The organism is Sphingomonas sp. GW821-FHT04B01 (assembly GCF_059420425.1).
Genome location: NZ_JBWKTR010000003.1, coordinates 1 through 20542, shown reverse-complemented (window position 1 = coordinate 20542; position 20542 = coordinate 1). Strand labels below are relative to the sequence as shown.

The following is a 20542-nucleotide window of genomic DNA, read 5'->3' as shown; positions in this document are numbered from 1 at the left end:
CGCATATGGAGGCTTGTGCGAGTCTGTCGTCTTCCAAACCCACCCCGTCACCCCGGACTCGTTCCGGGGTCCACCCTGCGGCGAGGAGAAAGGCCGGATTCGACACCATTCCCTTGCGGCCCGGTGGACCCCGGAACGAGTCCGGGGTGACGGACCTGATGAGGAAACCGATCGAGCCTCATCACCGCAGCCATATGCGATAGCCCTGCCATGGCGGGGGACGAATTTCCGTCGACGACCTCGAATGTCGATTCGGCGAAGGCGAAACGCCGCGGTTCGATCCAGATGATTGCGGCACGACCCGATGATGGTCGCCGACCCCGCCGCCACCATTCCGCTGGCGCAACTGACGCTGCGCGCCGACCTCGACCCGGCGGCGCATGTCGCGATCGGGCGGGCGCTCGCGCCGCTCCGCGACGAAGGCGTGCTGATCGTCGGATCGGGGATGAGCTTCCACAATCTGCGTGCCCGCGGGCCGCAGGTGACGCCGGTCGCCGCCGCATGGGACGCGGCGCTCACCGACGCGGTCACCGATCCCGATCCCGCCCGCCGCGCGGCGCGGGTGATCGACTACGAAAGCCTGCCGCACGCCCGCTTCGCCCATCCCGAGGCCGAGCATCTGCTGCCGCTGATGGTCGCGCTCGGTGCAGGCGGCGAGGCGGCGGCGATATGCGACTATAACGACGTCGTGCTCGGCTGGGCGGTGTCGGCCTATCGCTTCGGCTGAGCCGCATCGGCGCGGTCGCCCGCGCCCAGCCGCGGCGCCGGCCGGTCGGTGGCGAGCGCGGCGTCGGAAAAGCGGATCGGCGTCCGCAGCCCGCGGATCGGCGGCTGGTCGAGCACCATGCCCCGCGCCAGCACCTGCGGATCGGTGAGCGCCTGTTCGACGGTATTGATCGGCCCCGCCGGCACGCCCGCCGCCTCCAGCCCGCCGAGCAGGTCGTCGCGTGCGAAGGTCCGCGTCGCGGCGGTGATCGCGGCGAACAGCGGCACCTTATGTTCCAGCCGCAACGCGTTGGTCGCATAGCGCGGATCGTCGGCATTCAGCCCGACGACGGCGCAGAAGCGCCGGAACTGGCCGTCGTTGCCGACCGCGAGGATGAACCAGCCGTCCGCGGTCTCGAACACCGCATAGGGGCAGACGTTGAGATGCGCGTTGCCGACGCGTGCCGGCGTGACGCCGCTGGCGAAGTAATTCGCCGCCTGATTGGCGAGCACCCCGGTCATCGTGTCGAGCAGCGCCATGTCGATCCACTGGCCGCGCCCGGTCCGCTCGCGCATCGCCAGCGCCGCCTGGATCGCGATCACCGCATACAGGCCGGTGGTGATATCGGCCATCGCGACGCCGATCTTCTGCGGCGCGCCGTCGGGATCGCCGGTCAGGTCCATCATCCCGCTCATCCCCTGGACGATGAAGTCATAGCCGGCGCGCGGCGCATAGGGGCCGTCCTGGCCGAAGCCGGTGATCGAACAATAGACGAGGCGCGGGTTGAGCGCCGACAGGCTGGCATAATCGAGCCCGTATTTGACCAGCCCGCCGACCTTGAAATTCTCGATCAGCACATCGGCGTCGGCGGCGAGCGCGCGGACCCGCTGCTGCCCTTCGGCGGTGGTGAAGTCGATGACGTGGCTGGTCTTGCCGCGGTTGCAGGCGTGGAAATAGGCGGCGTCGCGCGTGCCGTCGTCATAGTCGACGAACGGCGGCCCCCACGTCCGCGTGTCGTCGCCCGCAGGACTCTCGATCTTGGTGACCTCGGCACCGAGATCGGCGAGCACCTGTCCCGCCCACGGGCCGGCGAGGATACGCGCGAGTTCGAGCACCTTGAGCCCGGCCAGCGGGTGGTCAGCCACCGCGCTGCTCCTGCGCCAGCCGCAGGTTCAAAACGCCGCTATCCCGGTGATCGCGCGGCCGAGGATCAGCGCGTGGACGTCGTGCGCGCCCTCATAGGTGTTCACCGTCTCGAGGTTCATCATATGGCGCATCACCTGATATTCGCCCGAGATGCCGTTGCCGCCGTGCATGTCGCGGCTCATCCGCGCGATCTCCAGCGCCTTGCCGACGTTGTTGCGCTTGACGAGGCTGACCATCTCCGGCGCGAACCGGCCTTCGTCCATCAGCCGCCCGACGCGCAGCGACGCCTGCAACCCGAGCGCGATCTCGGTCTCCATATCGGCGAGCTTCTTCTGGTAGAGCTGCCGTCCGGCGAGCGGCGTGCCGAACTGCTTGCGGTCGAGGCCGTATTGCCTCGCCGCATGGAAGCAGAACTCCGCCGCGCCGAGCGCGCCCCAGCTGATCCCGTAGCGCGCGCGGTTGAGGCAACCGAACGGCCCCTTCAATCCCTCGACGCCGGGCAGCAGCGCATCCTCGCCGACCTCGACATCCACCATCACGATGCCGCCGGTGATCGAGGCGCGCAGGGAGAGCTTGCCCTCGATCTTCGGCGCGGACAGCCCCTTCATGTCCTTGGTGAGCACGAAGCCGCGGATCGCGCCATCATGCGCGTCCGACTTGGCCCAGACGACGAAGACGTCGGCGATCGGACTGTTCGAAATCCAGGTCTTGGCGCCGGAGAGGACATAGCCGCCATCGACCTTGCGCGCCCGCGTCGTCATCCCGCCGGGATCGGAACCGGCATCGGGCTCGGTCAGCCCGAAACAGCCGATATATTCGCCGCTCGCCAGCTTGGGCAGGAAGGCGCGCTTCTGATCCTCCGAGCCGTAGGCAAAGATCGGATACATCACGAGGCTCGACTGCACGCTCATCATCGAGCGATAGCCCGAATCGATCCGCTCGACCTCGCGCGCCACCAGTCCGTAGGCGACGTAACCCGCGCCGACGCCGCCATATTCTTCGGGCAGCGTCGGCCCGAGCAGGCCGAGCTCGCCCATTTCGCGGAAGATCGCGGGATCGGTGTGTTCGGTGCGGAACGCCTCGACGATCCGCGGCGCAAGCTTGTCCTGCGCATAACCGCGCGCAGTATCGCGGATCATCCGCTCGTCCTCGCTCAACTGATCGTCGAGCAGGAAGGGATCGGCCCAGTCGAACTTGCCCATGCCGGCCATCGCATCGTCTCCTTTTGAAGGTGCGGTACGGGAGGACGGTGAGCGACGCAAGCTCCTCCCCGGCACGGGGAGGGGGACCAGCGAAGCTGGTGGAGGGGGGCATCCACAGACGATCCACCTGGTGGAAGCCCCCCTCCGTCACGGCTTCGCCGTGCCACCTCCCCGTGCCGGGGAGGAATGCGATGTTTACAACCCGAAGCGCAGCGTCACGCGGATGTCGCGCCCGGCAAGCGGCGCGAAGTCCTTGAGGAAGCTCGAATGGCGCCGCGCGACCACGTCGAACAGGTTGTTCGCCGACAGCAGCAGGCTGGTCTTGCTGTCCTTGCCGAACGGGCTGATCGAGGCCGAGGCGTTGACCATCGTATAGTCGCTGGTCGGCGTCTCGAACGCGGCGATGCGGTTCTGTTCGAAGACATGCTCGACCTCGACGCGCCCGCCGAGCCGTTCGCCCTGCGCCTCGATGCCGCCGAGCACGCGCGCCGGCGGGATGCGCGGCGCCGGACCGAGGTCGACGATATTGGCGTGGACGTAATCGCCGAGCAGGTCGGCGTTGATCGTATAGCCGCCGATCCGCGCCAGCCGCACCGAGGCATCCGCCTCGAAGCCGTAATAGCGCGCGTCGCCTTGTTGGTACTGGAAGCAGGGCAGGCCATCGAGTTCGTCGGTGCGCGTCAGGCAGACCGAGGGATCGACGCGGTTCTCCGAGATATAGTTGGTGAACCAGTTGTAATAAGCCGAAGCGTCGAAGCTGTAGCCGTCGCCATGCGCGTGCAACGTCGCTTCCAGCCCCCAGGATTTCTCGAGCCGGAAATCGGGATCGCCCAGCTCATAGGCCTGTGTGCCGGCATGCGGCCCGTTGGCGAGCAGTTCCTCCGCCGATGGCGCGCGTTCGGTCCGCGACCCGTTGAGGCCGATGCGGATGCCGTCGCCGATCGCATAGGAGGCGCCGATCGAGCCCGACAGCGCCTCGAAATGGCGCGTGCCGCCGAAGAACCGGTCCTCGCCGTTCGGCACGCGGCCGGCGACGTCGGTCAGTTCGTAGCGCAGCCCGCCCTCGGCGCGGAACGGCCCCGCGCTATATTGTTGCAGCGTGAAGAAGCCGGTCTGGTTGGTCTCGTTCTTGGGCAGGAAGGCTTCGTCGCCGACGACGTTGAAGATGCGGTTGAAATACTGGACGCCGCTCGCGCCCTGCCAGCCGCCGCGGTTCGCCTGGACGATCTCGAGTCGCCCTTCGAGCCCCTTGTTGTAGAAGGCGGTGCCGACGCTGCCGTCTTCCTCCAGTTCGAAATGGCGATAGCTCGCCTGGCCGGCGCGGATGCGGATCTTGTCGAGCCATTCGCCGCCGGTATTCACCTCGCCGCGCAGGTCGACGCGGTTCTGCACCACCGACAGCCGCGGCGCCTCCTGCTCCTGCCCGACCGCGGTCGCATAGCGGATCGGCACGCCGTAGAGGCTGTCGTAATGGCTGTACGACACGCCGAGATTGCCGGTGTCGGTGATGATCGACGCGCCCGCACCCGCGGTCCACGTCGTCGCCGCCGAATTGGGCAGGCGGTTGCGCAGGCCGGCGGAGGCGGCGAAGTCGATCGGCTCGTCGGTATCCTGCGGCAGGCCGACCTGGCTCAGCGCCGCCGCGCGCGCGCTGGGCGACAACAGATAGCCGCGGCCGGTGCGCAGATCGTCCGCCTTGAGGTACGAGCCATCGGCATGCAGCACGAGATGCTCGCCGACCGCGACGTCGCCCGCCGCGCCGCCCGACCGCTCGTTCGCCGCGGAGCCGTAATTGGCGATGCCGTTCAGGCGGTAGCCGTTCTCCGGCACCGTCCGCGGGATGCGCGTATCGATGACGTTGACCACGCCGCCGACCGCCGACGAGCCGAACAGCAGCGCGGACGGCCCGCGCAGCACCTCGATCCGCTCGGCGAGCAGCGGATCGATGATGACGGCATGGTCGACGCTGGTGTTCGACACGTCGATCGAGCCGATACCGTCGGTCAGCACGCGGATGCGATCGCCCTGGAAGCCGCGCAGGATCGGCCGCGACGCGCTCGGCCCGAACGAGGTCGCCGACACGCCCGGCTGGCGCGCCAGCGTCTCGCCGATCGTCGGGCGCAGGTTGCGGGTCAGTTCCTCGCCCGAGATCACCGAAGTGCCCTGCAACACGTCGCGCTCGCTCTGCGGCACCGCCGCGGTGACGATGATGTCGCGGCTCTGCGGCGCCGGGGTGGCGGCCGGGTCGGTCTGGGCGAGGGCGGGGGCAGTGATCAGGGCAGCGCCGGCCAGCAGGGAAAACTTCAGCATCGAAACTCCGCGGTGCACGATAAAGAACCCGCGATTGTGCAGGTGCGAAGCATCTAGGCGATATGTTACATTATATCCAAGCGCATTCGCTCGCGGTTCGTCGTGCCGATATCTCGCTTCGTCGCGCTACAAACTCGTGCGCACGTCGAGCAATTCGGGAAAGAAACGCTGTTCCACCACCTTGGCGAGATAGGGCACGCCGGCGGTGCCGCCGGTGCCGGTCTTGAAGCCGATCACCCGCTCGACCGTCTTGAGATGCCCGAACCGCCAGAGCTGGACGTGATATTCCAGATCGACCAGCTTCTCGGCGAGCTCATAGAGATCCCAATGGTCGTGCGGCCGGCCGTAGACGATCGCCCAGCAAGCCTCGACCTCGCGCGACGGCGGCGCGACCTGCGCGAAATCGCGCTCGATCCGTTCCGCGGGCACCGGCAGGCCGCGGCGCGCGAGCAGCCGCAGCGCCTCGTCGTACAGGCTCGGCACCGCGAGCTCCGCCGTCAGGCGCGCGCGCACGGTTTCTTCCTCGAACAGCGCGACCATCGCCGCATTGCGATTGCCCATGATGAATTCGAGGCAGCGATATTGATCGGACTGGAAGCCCGAACTCTGCCCCAGGCTGCCGCGCATCGCGGCATAATCCGCCGGGGTCATCGTCGCCAGCACCTCCCACGACTGGATGAGCTGCGTCTGGATGCGGCTGACCCGCGCCATCATCTTGAGCGCCGGCGGCAGATCGTCCGCCGCGATCCGCCGCCGCGCCTCGCCGAGTTCGTGCAGGCAGAGCTTCATCCACAGCTCCGACGCCTGATGGATCGTCACGAACAGCAATTCGTCATGCACGCCGCTCAGCGGCGTTTGCAGGTCGAGCAATTCCGGCAGGCGCAGGTAGCTGCGATAAGTGATCGTCATTGCAGCAGCTTAGCCGAAGCCGTCACCGCCCTCCAGCAGCAGCACCGCCAGCGTCGCGCGCGCGCCGGCGGCGTGCGTCACCACCAGGTCGGCGACCAGCCGGCCGGGCACCGGCAGATCCTCCTCGGGCAGCGCCGCCAGCCAGTCGCCGGGATCGCCACCGGCGATCGCCACGTCGAGCGTCAGCCGCCAGCCGGTGAAGGTGGCGCTCGACCACGGCCGCTCGTGCACCGTGACGGGGTGCACGGTCAGCCCGTGACAGGCCGCACTCGCCGCCAGCGCGCGATGCAGCCGGGTCTGTTCGGCGGGACGGCGCGTCATGCCTCCGTCCCGTCCATGAACCGCGTGATTCGCGCCGCGACCGCCGGGCCGATCACGCGACCGCGCACCATGTCGGTGACCAGCCTCGGATCGTTGACCGCGAGCCGGCCGAACTGCGTCCGCGACATGTTGGTCCGCCGCAGATAGCGGTCGATCTTGAGCAGCAATGACATCGTTCCCTCCCGAATCCCTGGGGTGACGTTCTTGATCTGTTCCGGTCGATCCAACTTGTCTAGGAAAATTTCCTACGCTACATCCGTCGGCATGGCACAAGGCGAGGCAGGGCTGCGGCTGAAGGCATTGGCAGCGGCGCGGGGCGACAGCCTCGCGGCGTTGTCGGCGATGCTCGGCCGCAACGCCGCCTATCTTCAGCAATTCGTCGCGCGCGGCTCGCCGCGCCGGCTCGCGCCCGACGATCGCCGCCGGCTCGCCGATTATTTCGGTGTCGATGAGGCCGAACTCGGCGCGGACCCCGGCCGCCGCCCGTTCACGCTGCCGCGACTCGACGTCGCCGCCTCGGCGGGGCCGGGCGCGTTCGTCGATGGCGAGGTGACGCTCGGCGCGGCGGCGATCGATCCGGCGCTGGCGACGCGGCCCGGGCTGCGCGAGGGGATGGCGGCGATCGTTCGCGTACGCGGCGATTCGATGGAGCCGGGGCTGGTCGACGGCGACCTGATCGTCGTCGATCAGGCGCGTCGCACGCCGGATGCGCAGGGGCGGGTCTTCGTTATCCGCATCGACGACGCCGTCATGGTCAAGCGTATCGCGCGGCGCCGTGAGAGGCTGACGATCGCCAGCGACAATCCCGCCGCGCCGCCGGTGCCGGACGGCAAAGTAGAGGTGATCGGCCGCGTCGTCTGGCTGATGCGCGAGCCGCGCTGATCAGCGGCGGCTGTCGCGCAGCCACACCGCGACCGCACCTGCCGCGCCGATCGCCAGCCCAGCGAGGAAACCGATCGTCACCTGACCCTGGATCAGGCCGACGACTGCGCCGCCGATCGAGCAGATCGCCACGAGAATGCCGCCGGCGGCGGAAGGAGGAGTTTCGGCCATGCCGCGGTCCTGCCACGTCCCGCCGCGAGACGCCAGATCGCCCTCCACGCCCGCGCCGGGGCGGCCGGCGATGACCCGGTAACCCGATCCCCGCCTCTCACCCTTGCCCGCGCCCGGTCGCGGTCCAGTAGATGCCTCCCAGCAGGTGTTGCAGGTAACGGTCGTCGCGGTACATCTCGACATTGTGGCCGAGCAGGGTGACGAAGACGCGCCCCTTCTCGTAGGAATGATACCAGGCCTCGGGATGGTCCTTGCCCATCCGCCGGCCGATCTGCCCCGGCCAGATCCGCGTCGGATCGTAGCTCGTCTCGTCGGCGTTCAGCACCGAATGGATCGTCACCTTATAGGGGTTGGCGGTGACGTAATATTCGTCGCTCCAGATCCAGCGATCGGGCAGGCCGAAGGTCGCCGGGAAGCTTTTGTCGGTCACCGTCACCACCCCGGTCTGCAGCATCGGATGGTTGACGAAGGAGCGGCCGACCAGTTGCTCGTACCACGGCCACGCCGCCGGCGGGATGATCGCGGCGCGATGCACCACCATCGCATTGCCGCCGCCGCGCATATAGGTCTCGAACCGCCGCCGTCGCGGTTCGCTCAGCGTCTCGGCGGGCGTGTTGAGGAACATCACCGCGGCATATTGGCCGAGATCGCCGTCGAACGCCGCACCGTCGCTCGTCCAGGTCACTGCGAAGCCGTGCAGCCGCGCCAGCCGCTCCAGATTTTCCCGCGCGACGGGGATGTATTCATAATGATAGGTGCTCGGCGCGGCGATCACGAGCAGCTTGAACTGGTCCTCCGCCACCGCGGCGGCGGGGACGAGCGACACGGCCAGCGCGGCGAGCAGGGGCAGGGCCTTCATGGCGTTCCTTTCATCGGCGAACGTTCGCTCGCATGCCCGCGCCGGGCGTAACGGCGCAACCGCAACCTTGGTCGGGCTCGCCGTCGCGGCCATACCGCGCCCGGCCGGGCGATATGCACGCTCGTTCGAGCGCAAAAGCGTCGGAAATGGGACTGTTGCGAGCCACGGACGCGCGCTAGGACGGCGCTATGCTGTTGCGTTTGGGGTGGTTCGGGCTTGGCGCGACTGCCGTGCTCCTTCTTCCCGGACAAACCGCGGCGCAGACCATGCCGGCGGAGGCGACGCCGCTCGATCCCAATGCACCGCTCGCGCCGCTGCCCGACATCGGTGTCGCCTGGCCCGAGCTCGGCGCCGACCCCGCCGGCGCGGCGGCTGCGGCGGCGACCGACGGGGCCGCCGAACGCCGCTATAGCTGGCGGATCGACGGTATCGACACCGCCGCGACGCCGCTGCTGCGCAAGCGCTTCGAGGAACTCTCGACGCTCGATGCCAACGACGGCAGCGTCGCCAATGCCGCGCAACTCGATCGCCGGGCGCGCGAGGACGCCGACCTGCTCCAGACGCTGTTGCGCGGCGAGGGCTATTATGACGCGCGGGTGACGACGCGGGTCGAGGCCGGCGCCAAGCCGCTCGTCGTGCTCGCCGCCGAGCCCGGCACGCTCTATCGGCTCAAGGACGTGACGCTCGGCGGCATCGCCGCAGCGGGCGCCAAGGCGCAGCCGCTGCGCGAGGCGTTCGGTGTAAAGCCGCAGGATCCGGTCAATGCCGATGCGATCGTCGCCGGCACCGCGCGCCTCACCGCGAAGATCGGCCAGTCCGGTTTCCCCTTCGCCGACGTCGGCGAGCCGCAGGTCGTCGTCGACCACGCCAGCAAGAGCGCGACGCTCGACCTGCAGGTCGCGCCCGGCACCGAGAGCCGCTTCGGCAAGTTCGTCGCGCTGCCCGGCAACCGCGTGTTCGACGCCGAACACGTGCAGGAGATCGCCCGCCTGTCCCCCGGCGATACGTTCGACGCGACGACGCTCGACGATCTGCGCCGCGCGCTGATCCAGACCGGGCTCGTCTCCTCGGTCGAGGTCAAGCCGATCCCCGGCGACGCGCCCGGCAGCGTCGACATCGGCGTCAAGCTCGCCGCCGCGCCGCCGCACACCATCGCCGGCGAGCTGGGCTATGGCACCGGCGAGGGCGCCCGCGCCGAATTGAGCTGGACGCATCGCAACCTGTTCCCACCGGAAGGCGCGCTGACGCTGCGCAGCGTGCTCGGCACCCGCGAACAGCTCGGCAGCGTCGTCTTCCGCCGCAACAATTTCGGCGACCGCGATCGCGTCTTCACCGCGCAGATCTCCGCCAGCCACGTCCAGCGCGACGCCTATGAGGCCAAGACCTATACCGTCGCCGCCAATATCGAGCGGCAGACGACGATCTTCTTCCAGAAGACCTGGACTTGGTCGATCGGCGGCGAGGTGCTCAGCTCCGACGAACGCGACGTCATCGCCGCGACCGGCGAGCCGCGCCGCCGCACCTTCTACATCGCCGCCGCGCCGACCAGCCTCAATTACGACGGCTCGGACGATCTGCTCAACCCGACCCGCGGCTTCCGCCTCGGTGGCCGGTTCAGCCCGGAATTCTCGCTCGAGAACGACGCCTTCGGCTATGCGCGCGTGCAGATCGACGCCAGCGCCTACCAGCCGGCGCACCGCGGCGTCGTGCTGGCCGAGCGTATCCGGCTCGGCTCGATCCTCGGCGCATCGCGCGACAGCATCGCGCCGTCGCGGCGCTTCTACGCCGGCGGCGGCGCCTCTGTACGTGGCTACGGCTATCAGGCGATCGGCCCGCGCGACGTCAACAACGACCCCATCGGCGGCCGCAGCCTCGCCGAATTCTCGATCGAGGCACGGGTCAAGACCTTCGGCAATTTCGGCATCGTCCCCTTCCTCGACGGCGGCACGATCTACACCAGCGCGATCCCGAAGCTCGGCGACTTCCAATACGGCGCCGGCGTCGGCGTTCGCTATTATTCCAACTTCGGCCCGATCCGCTTCGACGTCGGCACCCCGCTCAATCCGCAGCCGGGCGACAGCCGCATCGCCGTCTACGTGTCGCTGGGGCAGGCGTTTTGAGGCGCTGGCTGCGGCGCATCGCGACTGCGCTGGTCGCGCTCGCCGCGATCGCCGCGCTGGCGCTGCTGATCGTCGACACCGACGTCGGCCATCGCTGGGTGGCGCAACGGATCGGCGCGATCCGCACCGCCAACGGACTGCGCTTCACCATCGGCCGGATCGACGGTTCGCTCTACGGCCGGTCGCGGCTCAAGGACGTGCGCGTCTACGATCTCGACGGTCTGCTCGTCCAGGCGCCCGCGGTCGACCTCGACTGGGCGCCGTGGCGCTGGGCGCGGCACCAGCTCGTCATCAAGCGGCTCGCGATCGCGCAGGCGACGCTGTTTCACGTTCCCCATACCCGACCGTCGGCGCGCTCGGGGCCGATCCTGCCGGATTTTGATATCCGCATCGGGGCGCTGGGCGTCGATCGGTTGGTGCTCGCCCGCCGCGTGCTCGGCAGCGAGCGGGTCGGCCGCGTCGCCGGCCGCGCCGACATCCGCCACGGTCGCGCGCTGGTCCGGCTCGACGCGCGCGTCGCCGGCTCCGACCGGCTCGCGCTGCGCCTCGACGCCGAGCCTGACCGCGACCGCTTCGACGTCGATGTCCGCGCCGCGGGCGCCGCCGGCGGCGTGCTCGCACGCAGCCTCGGGCTGAAGCGCAGCGTCGCGCTCGACATCGACGGCGACGGCCGCTGGTCGCGCTGGCGGGGCAGGGCGACCGGCCGCGTCGGTGCCGCGCGCGCGCTCGACCTCGCGCTGGCGGCGACCGACGGCCGGTACACGCTGTCCGGCGAGATCGCCCCCGCCGGCATCGTGACCGGCGCCGCGCTGCGCCTCGCCGGCCCGCGGATGCGCGTCCGCGGCGACGCGACCTTCACCGACCGCCGCCTCGACGGCCGGCTCGACCTGCGCAGCCCGGCGCTCGCGCTCGACGCGGTTGGACTGGTCGATCTCGGCGCCAACGCCTGGCGCAACGTGCGACTGCGCGCGCGGCTGCTCCGCCCGGCGGCGGTGATCCCGACGATGACCGGAACCGGCGTCGAGCTGCGTGCCGTGCTCGACGGCGGCTTCCGCACCGCCCGTTTCGATTATCGCCTGAAGGCGGACCGGCTCGCGATTGACCGTACCGGGCTCGACACCGTCCGCCTCGCCGGCAGCGGCCGGCTCGGGCCGGGCAAGCTGACGCTGCCGACCCGCTTCACCGCGGCGCAGGTCACCGGCATCGGCACCGTCGCCGGCGGTATCCTGCGCAACTTCAGCCTCGACGGGCCGCTCGTGCTCAACGGGTCGCTGCTGACCGGCGACGCGCTGCGGCTGCGCTCCGACAAGCTGGCCGGCCGGCTGATGGTCGCGCTCGACCTCGCCACCGGCCGCTACGAGGTCGGGCTCAACGGCACGCTCAACCGCCTGTTCATCAAGGGGCTGGGCGTCGTCGACCTGCGTTCCGATCTGCGCGTCGTGCCGGGTCCGGGCGGCCGGGGCACGCGCATCGTCGGTCGCGGCACCGCGCAGGTGGTGCGGCTCGACAACGGCTTCCTGCGCGGCCTCACCGGCGGCCTGCCGCGCATCGTCACCAACCTCGAACGCAGCGCCGACGGATTGCTCCACTTCTCGAACATGGTGCTGACCTCGCCGCTGCTCACGCTGCGCGGCAATGGCTATCGCCGCGTCGACGACACCTTCCATATCGAGGCGAGCGGCCGCCACGGCACCTACGGTCCGGTGACGCTGCGCCTCGACGGCAAGATCGATCGCCCGACGCTCGATCTCCAGTTCGCCGCCCCGAATGATGCACTCGGCCTGTCGCAGGTGCGCGCGCATCTCGATCCCACCCCGACCGGCTTCACCTGGCGCGGCGAAGGCGGGTCGCGGCTCGGGCCGTTCACCGCGGCGGGATCGATTATGCTGCTGCCGCCCGGCGTCGATGACATCCTCGTCGTCGATCGCATCGCGGTCAGCGGCACCACCGCCGCCGGCCGGCTGGCGATGGGCCATGGCGGCTTCACCGGTCGCCTCGCCGTCACCGGCGGCGGACTGGCGGGGGAGCTGCTGTTCCGCCCGGTCGGCACCGTGCAGCGCATCGAAACGCATCTCGACGCCACCAACGCGCGGCTCGGCGCCGCCACCCTGCGCCGCGGCCATGTCGATGCCGCGCTGCTGCTCGACCCCGCCGGCACCGCGCTCGACCTCACCGCGACCGGCGCCGGCGTCCGCCAGGGCCGGCTCAGCCTCGCCCGCTTCGCCGCCAATGCGAAGCTGCGCGGCGGCGTCGGCGAGGTGCGCGCCTCGATCGCCGGCTCGCGCGGCCGTGCCTTCGATATCCAGACGGTGACGCAGGTCGCCCCCGATCGGTTCTCGGTCGCCGCGCAGGGTACGCTCGATCGCCGTCCGCTGCGCCTGCTCTCGCCCGCCGAGATCACCCGCGACGGCGACGGCTGGACACTCGCGCCGACCCGCCTCAGCTTCGCCGGCGGCGAGGCGCAGGTCGGCGGCCGGTTCAGCGACACCGCTTTGGCGGTCGACGCCTCGCTCACCCGCATGCCGCTGGCGATCCTCGACATCGGCTATCCGCGCCTCGGCCTCAGCGGCACCGCCTCGGGCAGCGTCAGCTATGCGACCGCCGCCGGCGCCGCGCCGACCGGCAAGGCCGATCTCACCGTGCGCGGGCTCAGCCGCGCCGGGCTGGTGCTGGCGTCGCGACCGATCGATCTCGGCCTCGCCGCCGTACTGTCCGCCGACCGGCTCGGCGTGCGCGCGGTGATGGCCTCGGGCGGCAGGACGATCGGCCGCGCGCAGGCGTTGCTGCGGCCGTTGGGGGAGGGCGATCTCGCCAGCCGCATCGCCGCCGCGCCGCTGTTTGCGCAATTGCGCTACCAGGGTCCGGCGGACACCGTCTGGCGGCTGACCGGCCTCGAACTGTTCGACCTCTCCGGCCCGGTCGCGATCGGCGCCGACGTCAGCGGCCGGATCGGCGCGCCGGTGATCCGCGGCGTGCTGCAGGCCAACGGCGCACGCATCGAGAGCGCCAATACCGGCACCGTCCTCACCAACGTCCAGGCGACCGGCCGTTTCGGCGGCTCGCGCCTGCAGATCGACCGGTTCGCCGCCGACGCCGGCAAGGGCGGCCGCGTCATCGGCAGCGGCGGCTTCGACTTCGCCGCGGCGCACGGCATCGGCCTCGACCTCAAGCTGCGCGCCGATCACGCGGTGATGATCAACCGCGACGACATCGGCGCGACCGTCACCGGGCCGCTCACCTTCACTTCCGACGGCGCCGGCGGCACGATCGCGGGTGACGTCGTCCTCGACCGCAGCCGCTACCGGCTCGGCCAGGCGAGCGCCGCCAGCGCATTGCCGCAGCTCAAGATCCGCGAGATCAATCTGCCCGAGGGCGGCGAGGAGGACGAGGCGCCGCCCGCGCCGTGGACACTGGCGATCAAGGCGAAGGCGCCCGACAAGGTCATCGTCAGCGGCCTCGGCCTGTCCAGCGAATGGTCCGCCGACCTCGGCATCGCCGGCCAGCCCGGCAATCCCGCGATCACCGGCCAGGCGAACATGATCCGCGGCGATTATGAATTCGCCGGCCGCAAGTTCCAGCTGTCGCGCGGCGTCATCCGCTTCGCCGGCGAGGTGCCCGCCAATCCGGTGCTCGATATCGAGGCGAATGCCGACAGCACCGGCCTCAACGCGACGATCCGCGTCACCGGCACTGCGCTCAAGCCCGAGATCGGCTTCACCAGCACGCCGGCGCTACCCGAGGACGAACTGCTGTCGCGGCTGCTGTTCGGCACCTCGATCACGCGATTGTCCGCGCCGGAGGCGTTGCAGCTCGCCGCGGCGGTGGCGGCGTTGCAGAACGGCGGCAATGGCCTCAACCCGATCAACGCGGTACGCCGCGCCGCCGGCCTCGACCGGCTGCGCATCCTCCCCGCCGATCCGCAGACCGGCCAGGGCACCTCGATCGCCGCCGGCAAATACGTGACCCGCCGCCTCTATGCAGAGATCGTCACCGACGGTCAGGGCTATTCGGCGACGCAGGTCGAATTCCAGGTGACCCGCTGGCTATCGCTGCTGTCGAGCATCTCGACGCTCGGCCGACAGAGCGCCAACGTCCGCGTGTCGAAGGATTATTGAGCTCGTTGCGGGAGCGGCCCTGCTCGCTCAGCCTCGGGTTGTTCATCGAACTGTAGCATTTGCGCAACATTCGGAAACATTTTGAGTTATGTTGGTCAGTCAGATTGACCCATCGCGAGTCCTGAACCTAACAGCAGCGTTGAGCTAAAAAATTCTTTGTTCAGGGGCTGTTAGATGATCTTCCGTGCTTCCCGGTCGCGTGCTCTGTTGGGCGCGAGCGTGCTCGCTCTCGTAGGATTGGCCAGCCCGGCTGCCGCGCAGACGGTTACGCCAGCGCCGACCCAACCCGCCGACGTCGCCGCGCAGGACCCTGGCCAGGATCAGACTGGCGTCGCCCAGACGACGGGGGCGCCGGCAGCGCCGGATCAGGCCGGAGGCGCTGATATCGTCGTCACCGGCTCGCGCATTGCGCGGCCCGAATTCGACACGTTGCAGCCGACGCAGGTGATCGGCGCGGCGCAGATCCAGAACCGCGGCTATACCAACGTCGGTCAGGCACTGACCGAGCTTCCCGCCTTCGGCCCACCGGGCAACAGCGGAGTCGGTGCGCAATCGTCCTTCGGCCCGGCGCAGACCTTCGTCGACTTTTTCGGTCTCGGTACGCAGCGTACGCTGGTGCTGGTCAATGGCCGCCGTTTCGTCTCGTCGAACACCGCCAGCATTTTTGGTCCAGTGTCCGCCGGTACGCAGGTCGACCTCAACAACATCCCCTCGACCCTGGTCGAGCGGATCGAGACGGTCGCGATCGGCGGCGCACCGATCTATGGCTCCGACGCGATCGCCGGCACCGTCAACATCATCCTCAAGCGCAATTTCGAAGGCCTGAACCTGGAGGCGCAGACCGGTCTGTCCGATCACGACGATGCCCCTGACAACCGCCTCAGCCTGCTCGCCGGCAAGAACTTCGCGGGAGGACGCGGCAATATCACGATCTCGGGCGAGTATAACAAAGTCACCGGCCTGACTGCCAGCGATCGCGCGATTACCGCCGCCGGCAATTTCTTCGGCACGCCCCCCGCCTCCGCCAATTCGCAATTCGCCCGTCTGCTCTATCCGTCGCAGCGTTACAGCGCCTTCACCAGCGGCGGCGTGCCGTTCAGTGAGGACGATTATCTCGCGTCACGCTCGGGCATCCGAAATGCTGCGGGCCAGCTCCAGCAGTTCGGGCCGAACGGCACGCTGGTGCCGCTCGATCTCGGAACCGTGCTCCGTCAGGGCTATATCAGCAGCGGCGGCAACGGCTACGATTTGCCCGCGCAGTCGAATCTGCTCACCAACTCCGAACGCTATATCGGCAGCGTGCAGGCGAGCTATCAGCTGACGGACAACATCCGTTTCTTCGGCGAGGGATGGTATGTCCACGCCAAGGGCGTCAACCTGATCGACCAGCCCAATTATAACACGGCGCTGTTCGACGACGCCGGCACCCCCGACGGCAACCTGCTCGTCAACATCAACAACCCGTATCTGTCGACGGCCGATCGCGCGACGATCGCCGCCAATCTCGCGCCCGGCCAGCAGCAATTCTACGTGGGTCGCGCGCTCTCGGATCTGACCACCGGACGGTCGCAGGCGACGGTCGAAACCTATCGGTTCGTCGCCGGATTCGACGGCGCACTCGACGTTGGCGGTCACGATTTCAAGTGGGAAGTCTCGGGCGTCTACGGCCGTTCGCAGACCACCGGCCGCAACTATGAGCTCGTCCAGCAGAATTTCGCCAATGCGATCGACGCGGTGCGTGACGCCTCAGGTAATATCACCTGTCGCCCCGGCGCCGTGAACGCCAATATCGCGACGCTTAACAGCACCTGCGCGCCGCTGAACATCTTCGGTGTCGGGCAGGCGAGCCAGGCAGCACGCGACTATATCTTCGCGATCGCCACGCCGCGTTCGGTCAACGAACAATATGTGTTTAACGCCAATATCAATGGTCCGGTGTTCACGTTGTTCGGCAACGACGTCAGCATCTCGGCGGGCTACGAGCATCGCGAAGAGAAGACGCGGTTCGATCCGGGTACCTATTATGCCGGCGAGACGCTCGCCGACGGTACCAAACAGCAGTTCGGCCGGACGATCCCGATCGATCCGATTGCCGGCAAATACAATACCGACGAGGTCTTCGGCGAATTGGTCGTGCCCTTCGTCTCGAGCAAGAATGCTCTGCCGTGGCTCAAGACGCTCGAGTTCGACGGTGCGGCGCGTTACGTCGACAACTCGCTGTCGGGTGGTGACCTCACCTGGACCGCGGGCGGCCGCCTTGGCTTCTTCCGCGATCTGACCTTCCGGGGCAATTTCACCCGCTCGATCCGCTCGCCGGCGATCACCGAGGTGTTCAATCCGACGTCTCGCGCGTTCGATGTGGGCAACGATCCTTGCGATGCCCGCTATGTCGGTAGCGGCCCCAATCCGTCGGTACGCGCCGCCAATTGCGCTGCGGCCGGGATCAACACCGCGACGTTCGACTCCAATTTCAGCAACTTCACCATTCCGGTGACGATCGCGGGCAATCCGGCGTTGCAAAACGAGACCGCCGACAGTTGGACCGTCGGTGCGATCTTCCAGCCGCAGTTCGTCCGTGGCTTCTCGCTCGCGGTCGATTGGGTGGACATCAAGCTGAAGAACGCGATCACCTCGCTCGACGGTGCGTCACTGCTCAACGCCTGCTATGATTCGCCGGGCTACCCGAACGAATTTTGCGGCACGTTCGATCGTGACGCTGACGGCCAGCTGACGACGATCCGGGAAGGCTATTACAATGCGGCGTCTTACAAGATGGCCGGCCTGACCGTGACCGCAGCCTATCGCCTGCCGCTAGAGCGGATCGGTCTGACGAACGGCGGCGTCGTCGGCCTGTCGACCAATTATTTCTACCGCGACAAGCTTGAGACGCAGGTCGGCACCGGCGACATCGATCACACCGCTGGCGAGGTCGGCTATCCGCGTCACTCGGGTACGGCGAACATCACCTACGACAGCGATAATTTCAATCTGCTCTTCCAGGGCCGATATATCGGCAAGGGTGCCTTCGATATCGACGAGGCGGCAAATTCCCGCGACATTCGCGGCGTCGGAGCCTGGACGGTATTCAATACGACGGTGGGTGTGAAGGTGAACCAGCAGTTTGGTCTGCGCTTCATCGTCGACAACGTCTTCGACCGCGCGCCGCCCTATCCGTCACCGGCTGGCGGTGGGACAACCCAATACTTCTCGGGCATTCTCGGACGCTATTTCCGCGCCGCGGCGAACGTGAAATTCTAGGATCGTAGTAGTCGGTCACTCGTCGGAGACGATGTCTCGATGATATGCAAAAAGGGGGCCGGCGGTTTTCCGCCGGCCCCCTTTCGTATGTCGAACGCGCTGGTTGTCGAAGCGACCTTACTTCTTCCCCGCGCGCTGCTTGCGGGCGGCGTAGCGCGCGTCGCGCGCCGCCTTCATCTCGGCCTCGGTCGGCATCTTGGGCTTGGCCTTCGCGGCGGCCTCGGCGGCTGCGAGCGCGGCGGCTTCGGCGGCGGCCTTCTTCTCCGCGATCGCCTGTTCGCGCGCGGCCTGCTTGTCGGCGCGCGCCTTGGCGAGCGCGGCTTCCTTGGCTTCGGCGGCGGCGACGCGGGCGGCCACCACGGCCGGGTCGAGCGGCGGCTTGGCGCGCAGCTTCTCCAACGCCGCCTGCTTGGCTTGGGCGGACAGCGCGGCGCGCTCTTGGAACGTCTGGGGCTTGTAGGCTGACATGTGGGGCGTGATGATCCTGTCGATTCGATATGGACGGCGCGCAGCAGGCACGCCGTCTCGGCGACGCCCGTTAAAGCAAAACGCCCGATTCTGCAAAAACGCCCATCGCGGCGCGGCGATCGTCGCGGTAGAGGCGCGCTTTGTGCGCAGCAGGAGCGAGCCGGCATGACGCCACGCGAATTGATCGACACCGCCCCGGTCCCCGGCGGCGAGCCGCTGCGCCTGTTCCGCCGCGGCGGCGACTATATGATCGTGCTCGACCGCAACGAGCTGATGAACAGCCGGATGAGCGGCTCCGAAGAGGCGCTGGCGACGATGACGATCGACCGGCTCGCCGGCCGCGCCGCGCCGCATCTGCTCGTCGGCGGCTATGGCATGGGCTTCACGCTGCGCGCCGCGCTCGCCGCGCTCGGCCCGCAGGCGCGGGTCACCGTCGCCGAACTGGTGCCGCAGATCGTCGACTGGGCGCGCGGGCCGATGGCGGCGCTGACTGCCGGTTGCCTCGACGACCCGCGCGTCGCCGTCACCTTCGCCGATGTCGCCGAGGTGATCGCCGCGACGCCGCGGACCTATGACGCGATCCTGCTCGACGTCGACAACGGCCCCGACGGGCTGGTGCGCGCCGCCAACGACCGGCTGTATGCGGCACGCGGCCTGGCCGCGGCGCGCGCGGCGCTGACCCTCGGCGGGGTGCTCGCCATATGGTCCGCCGCGAAGGACGCCGCCTTCGCCCGCCGCCTGCGCGAGGGCGGCTTCGCCGTCGACGAGGTCACCGTCCGCGCGCGCAGCAACGGCAAGGGCGCGATGCACACGATCTGGTTCGCCGTGCCGCGCTGACCGTGCAACCCCGCGCCGGCCGGACGGTTCGGAAGGCGTGGACGAAGGAGGATGAGATGAGCGAACGCGTAGCACGCATCACCCGCACCGGCGGGCCCGAGGTGATCGAATGGGTCGACGCCGACCTGCCGCCGCCCGCCCCCGGCGAGGTGCGGATGCGCCACCACGCGGTCGGCCTCAACTATATCGATACCTATCACCGCAGCGGCGTCTATCCGGTCGAGCTGCCCGCCGGCCTCGGCAGCGAGGCGGCGGGCGTGGTCGAGGCGGTCGGCGACGGCGTCGAGGGCTTTGCGGTCGGCGATCGCGTCGGCACCTTCGGCCCGGCGCGCGGCGCATACGCCACCGCGCGCAACGTCGCCGCGCAGCAGCTTCTCCACCTCCCCGACGACGTCGACGACGAGACCGCGGCGGCGTTGCTGCTCAAGGGCTGCACCACCGAATGCCTGGCCGATCGCTGCGCGCGGGTGCAGCCCGGGCAGACGGTGCTGGTCTGGGCGGCGGCCGGCGGCGTCGGCCAGCTGCTGGTCGGCTGGCTGAAGGCGATCGGCGCGACGGTGATCGGCACCGCGGGCAGTGCCGACAAGGCCGAGCACGCCCGTGCCGCCGGCGCCGACCGCGTCATCCTCCACCGCGACGAGGATGTCGCCGCGCGGGTCCGTACGCTGACCGACGGCGATGGCGTCGCGGTCGTCTTCGACGGCGTCGGCAAGGCGACGTGGGACGCGACGCTCGCCGCCACCGCACGACGCGGGCTGATCGTCAGTTACGGCAATGCCGGCGGCCCGGTCACCGGCGTCGCGCTCGGCACGCTCGCCGCCAAGGGCTCGCTGTTCGTCACCCGCCCGACGCTGTTCGACTATTACGTCACCGCCGAGGAGCGCCGCGCCGGCGTCGACCGCGTCTTCGCGATGCTGCGCCGTGGCGCGATCCGCCCGCACATCGGCCAGCGCTTCGCGCTCGAACAGGCCGCCGAGGCGCATCGCGCGCTCGAAGCCGGCGACACGCACGGCAGCACGGTTCTGGTCGTGCCGCAGGGTTAGGCCGCATTGACGAGCGGAGTGTGGCGAAAGTCCTCATCCGGCGGGGCGGGCTATCGTAGCTGACCATTTGGAGTTTTTGACGGCATCTATCTTCCGTCATGCCGGACTTGATCCGGGGTCCCGCTTCTTCGCACCGTCCAGAGAAGCGGGACCCCGGATCAAGTCCGGGGTGGCGGAGTGGGTTTGGAATGTACT

Annotated in this window: 15 protein-coding genes and 1 pseudogene; 7 read left to right on the top strand and 9 right to left on the bottom strand. The window is 68.9% G+C overall.

Annotated elements, in window-relative coordinates:
• Positions 1-301: 301 nt before the first annotated feature.
• Positions 302-727: pseudogene (locus AC07UH_RS08935) on the top strand (DODA-type extradiol aromatic ring-opening family dioxygenase); the annotation flags it as partial.
• Here the strand turns inward: AC07UH_RS08935 and AC07UH_RS08930 are convergent.
• From AC07UH_RS08930 to AC07UH_RS08905, 6 genes are all read right to left on the bottom strand, one after another.
• Positions 712-1851 carry a CaiB/BaiF CoA transferase family protein gene (locus AC07UH_RS08930; protein ID WP_495180078.1) on the bottom strand — a complete coding sequence of 380 codons (1140 nt, stop codon included), beginning with the start codon at positions 1849-1851 and terminating at the stop codon, positions 712-714. The pseudogene AC07UH_RS08935 and the gene AC07UH_RS08930 overlap by 16 nt on opposite strands.
• A gap of 27 nt (positions 1852-1878) precedes the next feature.
• Positions 1879-3063 carry an acyl-CoA dehydrogenase gene (locus tag AC07UH_RS08925; protein WP_495180079.1) on the bottom strand — a complete coding sequence of 395 codons (1185 nt, stop codon included), beginning with the start codon at positions 3061-3063 and terminating at the stop codon, positions 1879-1881.
• A gap of 186 nt (positions 3064-3249) precedes the next feature.
• Positions 3250-5364, bottom strand: a complete 2115-nt coding sequence (locus AC07UH_RS08920) for a TonB-dependent receptor (RefSeq protein WP_495180080.1) — start codon at positions 5362-5364, stop codon at positions 3250-3252.
• A 126-nt stretch (positions 5365-5490) separates the two neighbouring features.
• Positions 5491-6273 (bottom strand): tryptophan 2,3-dioxygenase, encoded by a 783-nt coding sequence (locus tag AC07UH_RS08915; RefSeq protein WP_495180081.1) that lies wholly within the window; start codon positions 6271-6273, stop codon positions 5491-5493.
• A 9-nt stretch (positions 6274-6282) separates the two neighbouring features.
• Positions 6283-6594, bottom strand: a complete 312-nt coding sequence (locus tag AC07UH_RS08910) for a hypothetical protein (protein WP_495180082.1) — start codon at positions 6592-6594, stop codon at positions 6283-6285.
• The gene (locus AC07UH_RS08905; RefSeq protein WP_171009450.1) at positions 6591-6767 is read right to left on the bottom strand and encodes a hypothetical protein; all 177 of its coding nucleotides are present in this window, start codon (positions 6765-6767) and stop codon (positions 6591-6593) included. The genes AC07UH_RS08910 and AC07UH_RS08905 overlap by 4 nt, the downstream gene beginning before the upstream one ends.
• 91 nt (positions 6768-6858) lie before the next feature.
• Between AC07UH_RS08905 and AC07UH_RS08900 the strand changes: the two genes are divergently transcribed.
• Positions 6859-7476 (top strand): LexA family transcriptional regulator, encoded by a 618-nt coding sequence (locus AC07UH_RS08900; protein ID WP_495180083.1) that lies wholly within the window; start codon positions 6859-6861, stop codon positions 7474-7476.
• On the opposite strand, the gene AC07UH_RS08895 is transcribed toward AC07UH_RS08900, so the two are convergent.
• Together AC07UH_RS08895 and AC07UH_RS08890 are read right to left on the bottom strand one after the other, a co-directional pair.
• Positions 7477-7647, bottom strand: a complete 171-nt coding sequence (locus AC07UH_RS08895) for a hypothetical protein (protein WP_171009451.1) — start codon at positions 7645-7647, stop codon at positions 7477-7479. It lies immediately after the preceding gene.
• A gap of 97 nt (positions 7648-7744) precedes the next feature.
• Positions 7745-8506: a ThuA domain-containing protein gene (locus tag AC07UH_RS08890; protein ID WP_495180084.1), complete on the bottom strand. Its 762-nt coding sequence runs from the start codon at positions 8504-8506 to the stop codon at positions 7745-7747.
• Positions 8507-8694: 188 nt separating this feature from the next.
• Between AC07UH_RS08890 and AC07UH_RS08885 the strand changes: the two genes are divergently transcribed.
• From AC07UH_RS08885 to AC07UH_RS08875, 3 genes are all read left to right on the top strand, one after another.
• Positions 8695-10626, top strand: a complete 1932-nt coding sequence (locus AC07UH_RS08885) for an autotransporter assembly complex protein TamA (RefSeq protein WP_495180085.1) — start codon at positions 8695-8697, stop codon at positions 10624-10626.
• Positions 10623-14741 (top strand): translocation/assembly module TamB domain-containing protein, encoded by a 4119-nt coding sequence (locus tag AC07UH_RS08880; protein WP_495180086.1) that lies wholly within the window; start codon positions 10623-10625, stop codon positions 14739-14741. The genes AC07UH_RS08885 and AC07UH_RS08880 overlap by 4 nt, the downstream gene beginning before the upstream one ends.
• A 219-nt stretch (positions 14742-14960) precedes the next feature.
• Complete coding sequence (locus tag AC07UH_RS08875) at positions 14961-17999, top strand: TonB-dependent receptor domain-containing protein (RefSeq protein ID WP_495180087.1); 3039 nt, start codon at positions 14961-14963, stop codon at positions 17997-17999.
• A gap of 117 nt (positions 18000-18116) precedes the next feature.
• On the opposite strand, the gene AC07UH_RS08870 is transcribed toward AC07UH_RS08875, so the two are convergent.
• Positions 18117-18467, bottom strand: a complete 351-nt coding sequence (locus AC07UH_RS08870) for a DUF6481 family protein (RefSeq protein WP_038659824.1) — start codon at positions 18465-18467, stop codon at positions 18117-18119.
• 165 nt (positions 18468-18632) lie between these two features.
• Here AC07UH_RS08870 and AC07UH_RS08865 point away from each other — a divergent pair, with 165 nt between their 5' ends.
• Both AC07UH_RS08865 and AC07UH_RS08860 read left to right on the top strand, forming a co-directional pair.
• Positions 18633-19304, top strand: a complete 672-nt coding sequence (locus AC07UH_RS08865; RefSeq protein WP_495180088.1) for a polyamine aminopropyltransferase — start codon at positions 18633-18635, stop codon at positions 19302-19304.
• A 56-nt stretch (positions 19305-19360) separates the two neighbouring features.
• Positions 19361-20347 carry a quinone oxidoreductase family protein gene (locus tag AC07UH_RS08860; protein WP_495180089.1) on the top strand — a complete coding sequence of 329 codons (987 nt, stop codon included), beginning with the start codon at positions 19361-19363 and terminating at the stop codon, positions 20345-20347.
• The last annotated feature ends 195 nt before the right edge of the window (positions 20348-20542 follow it).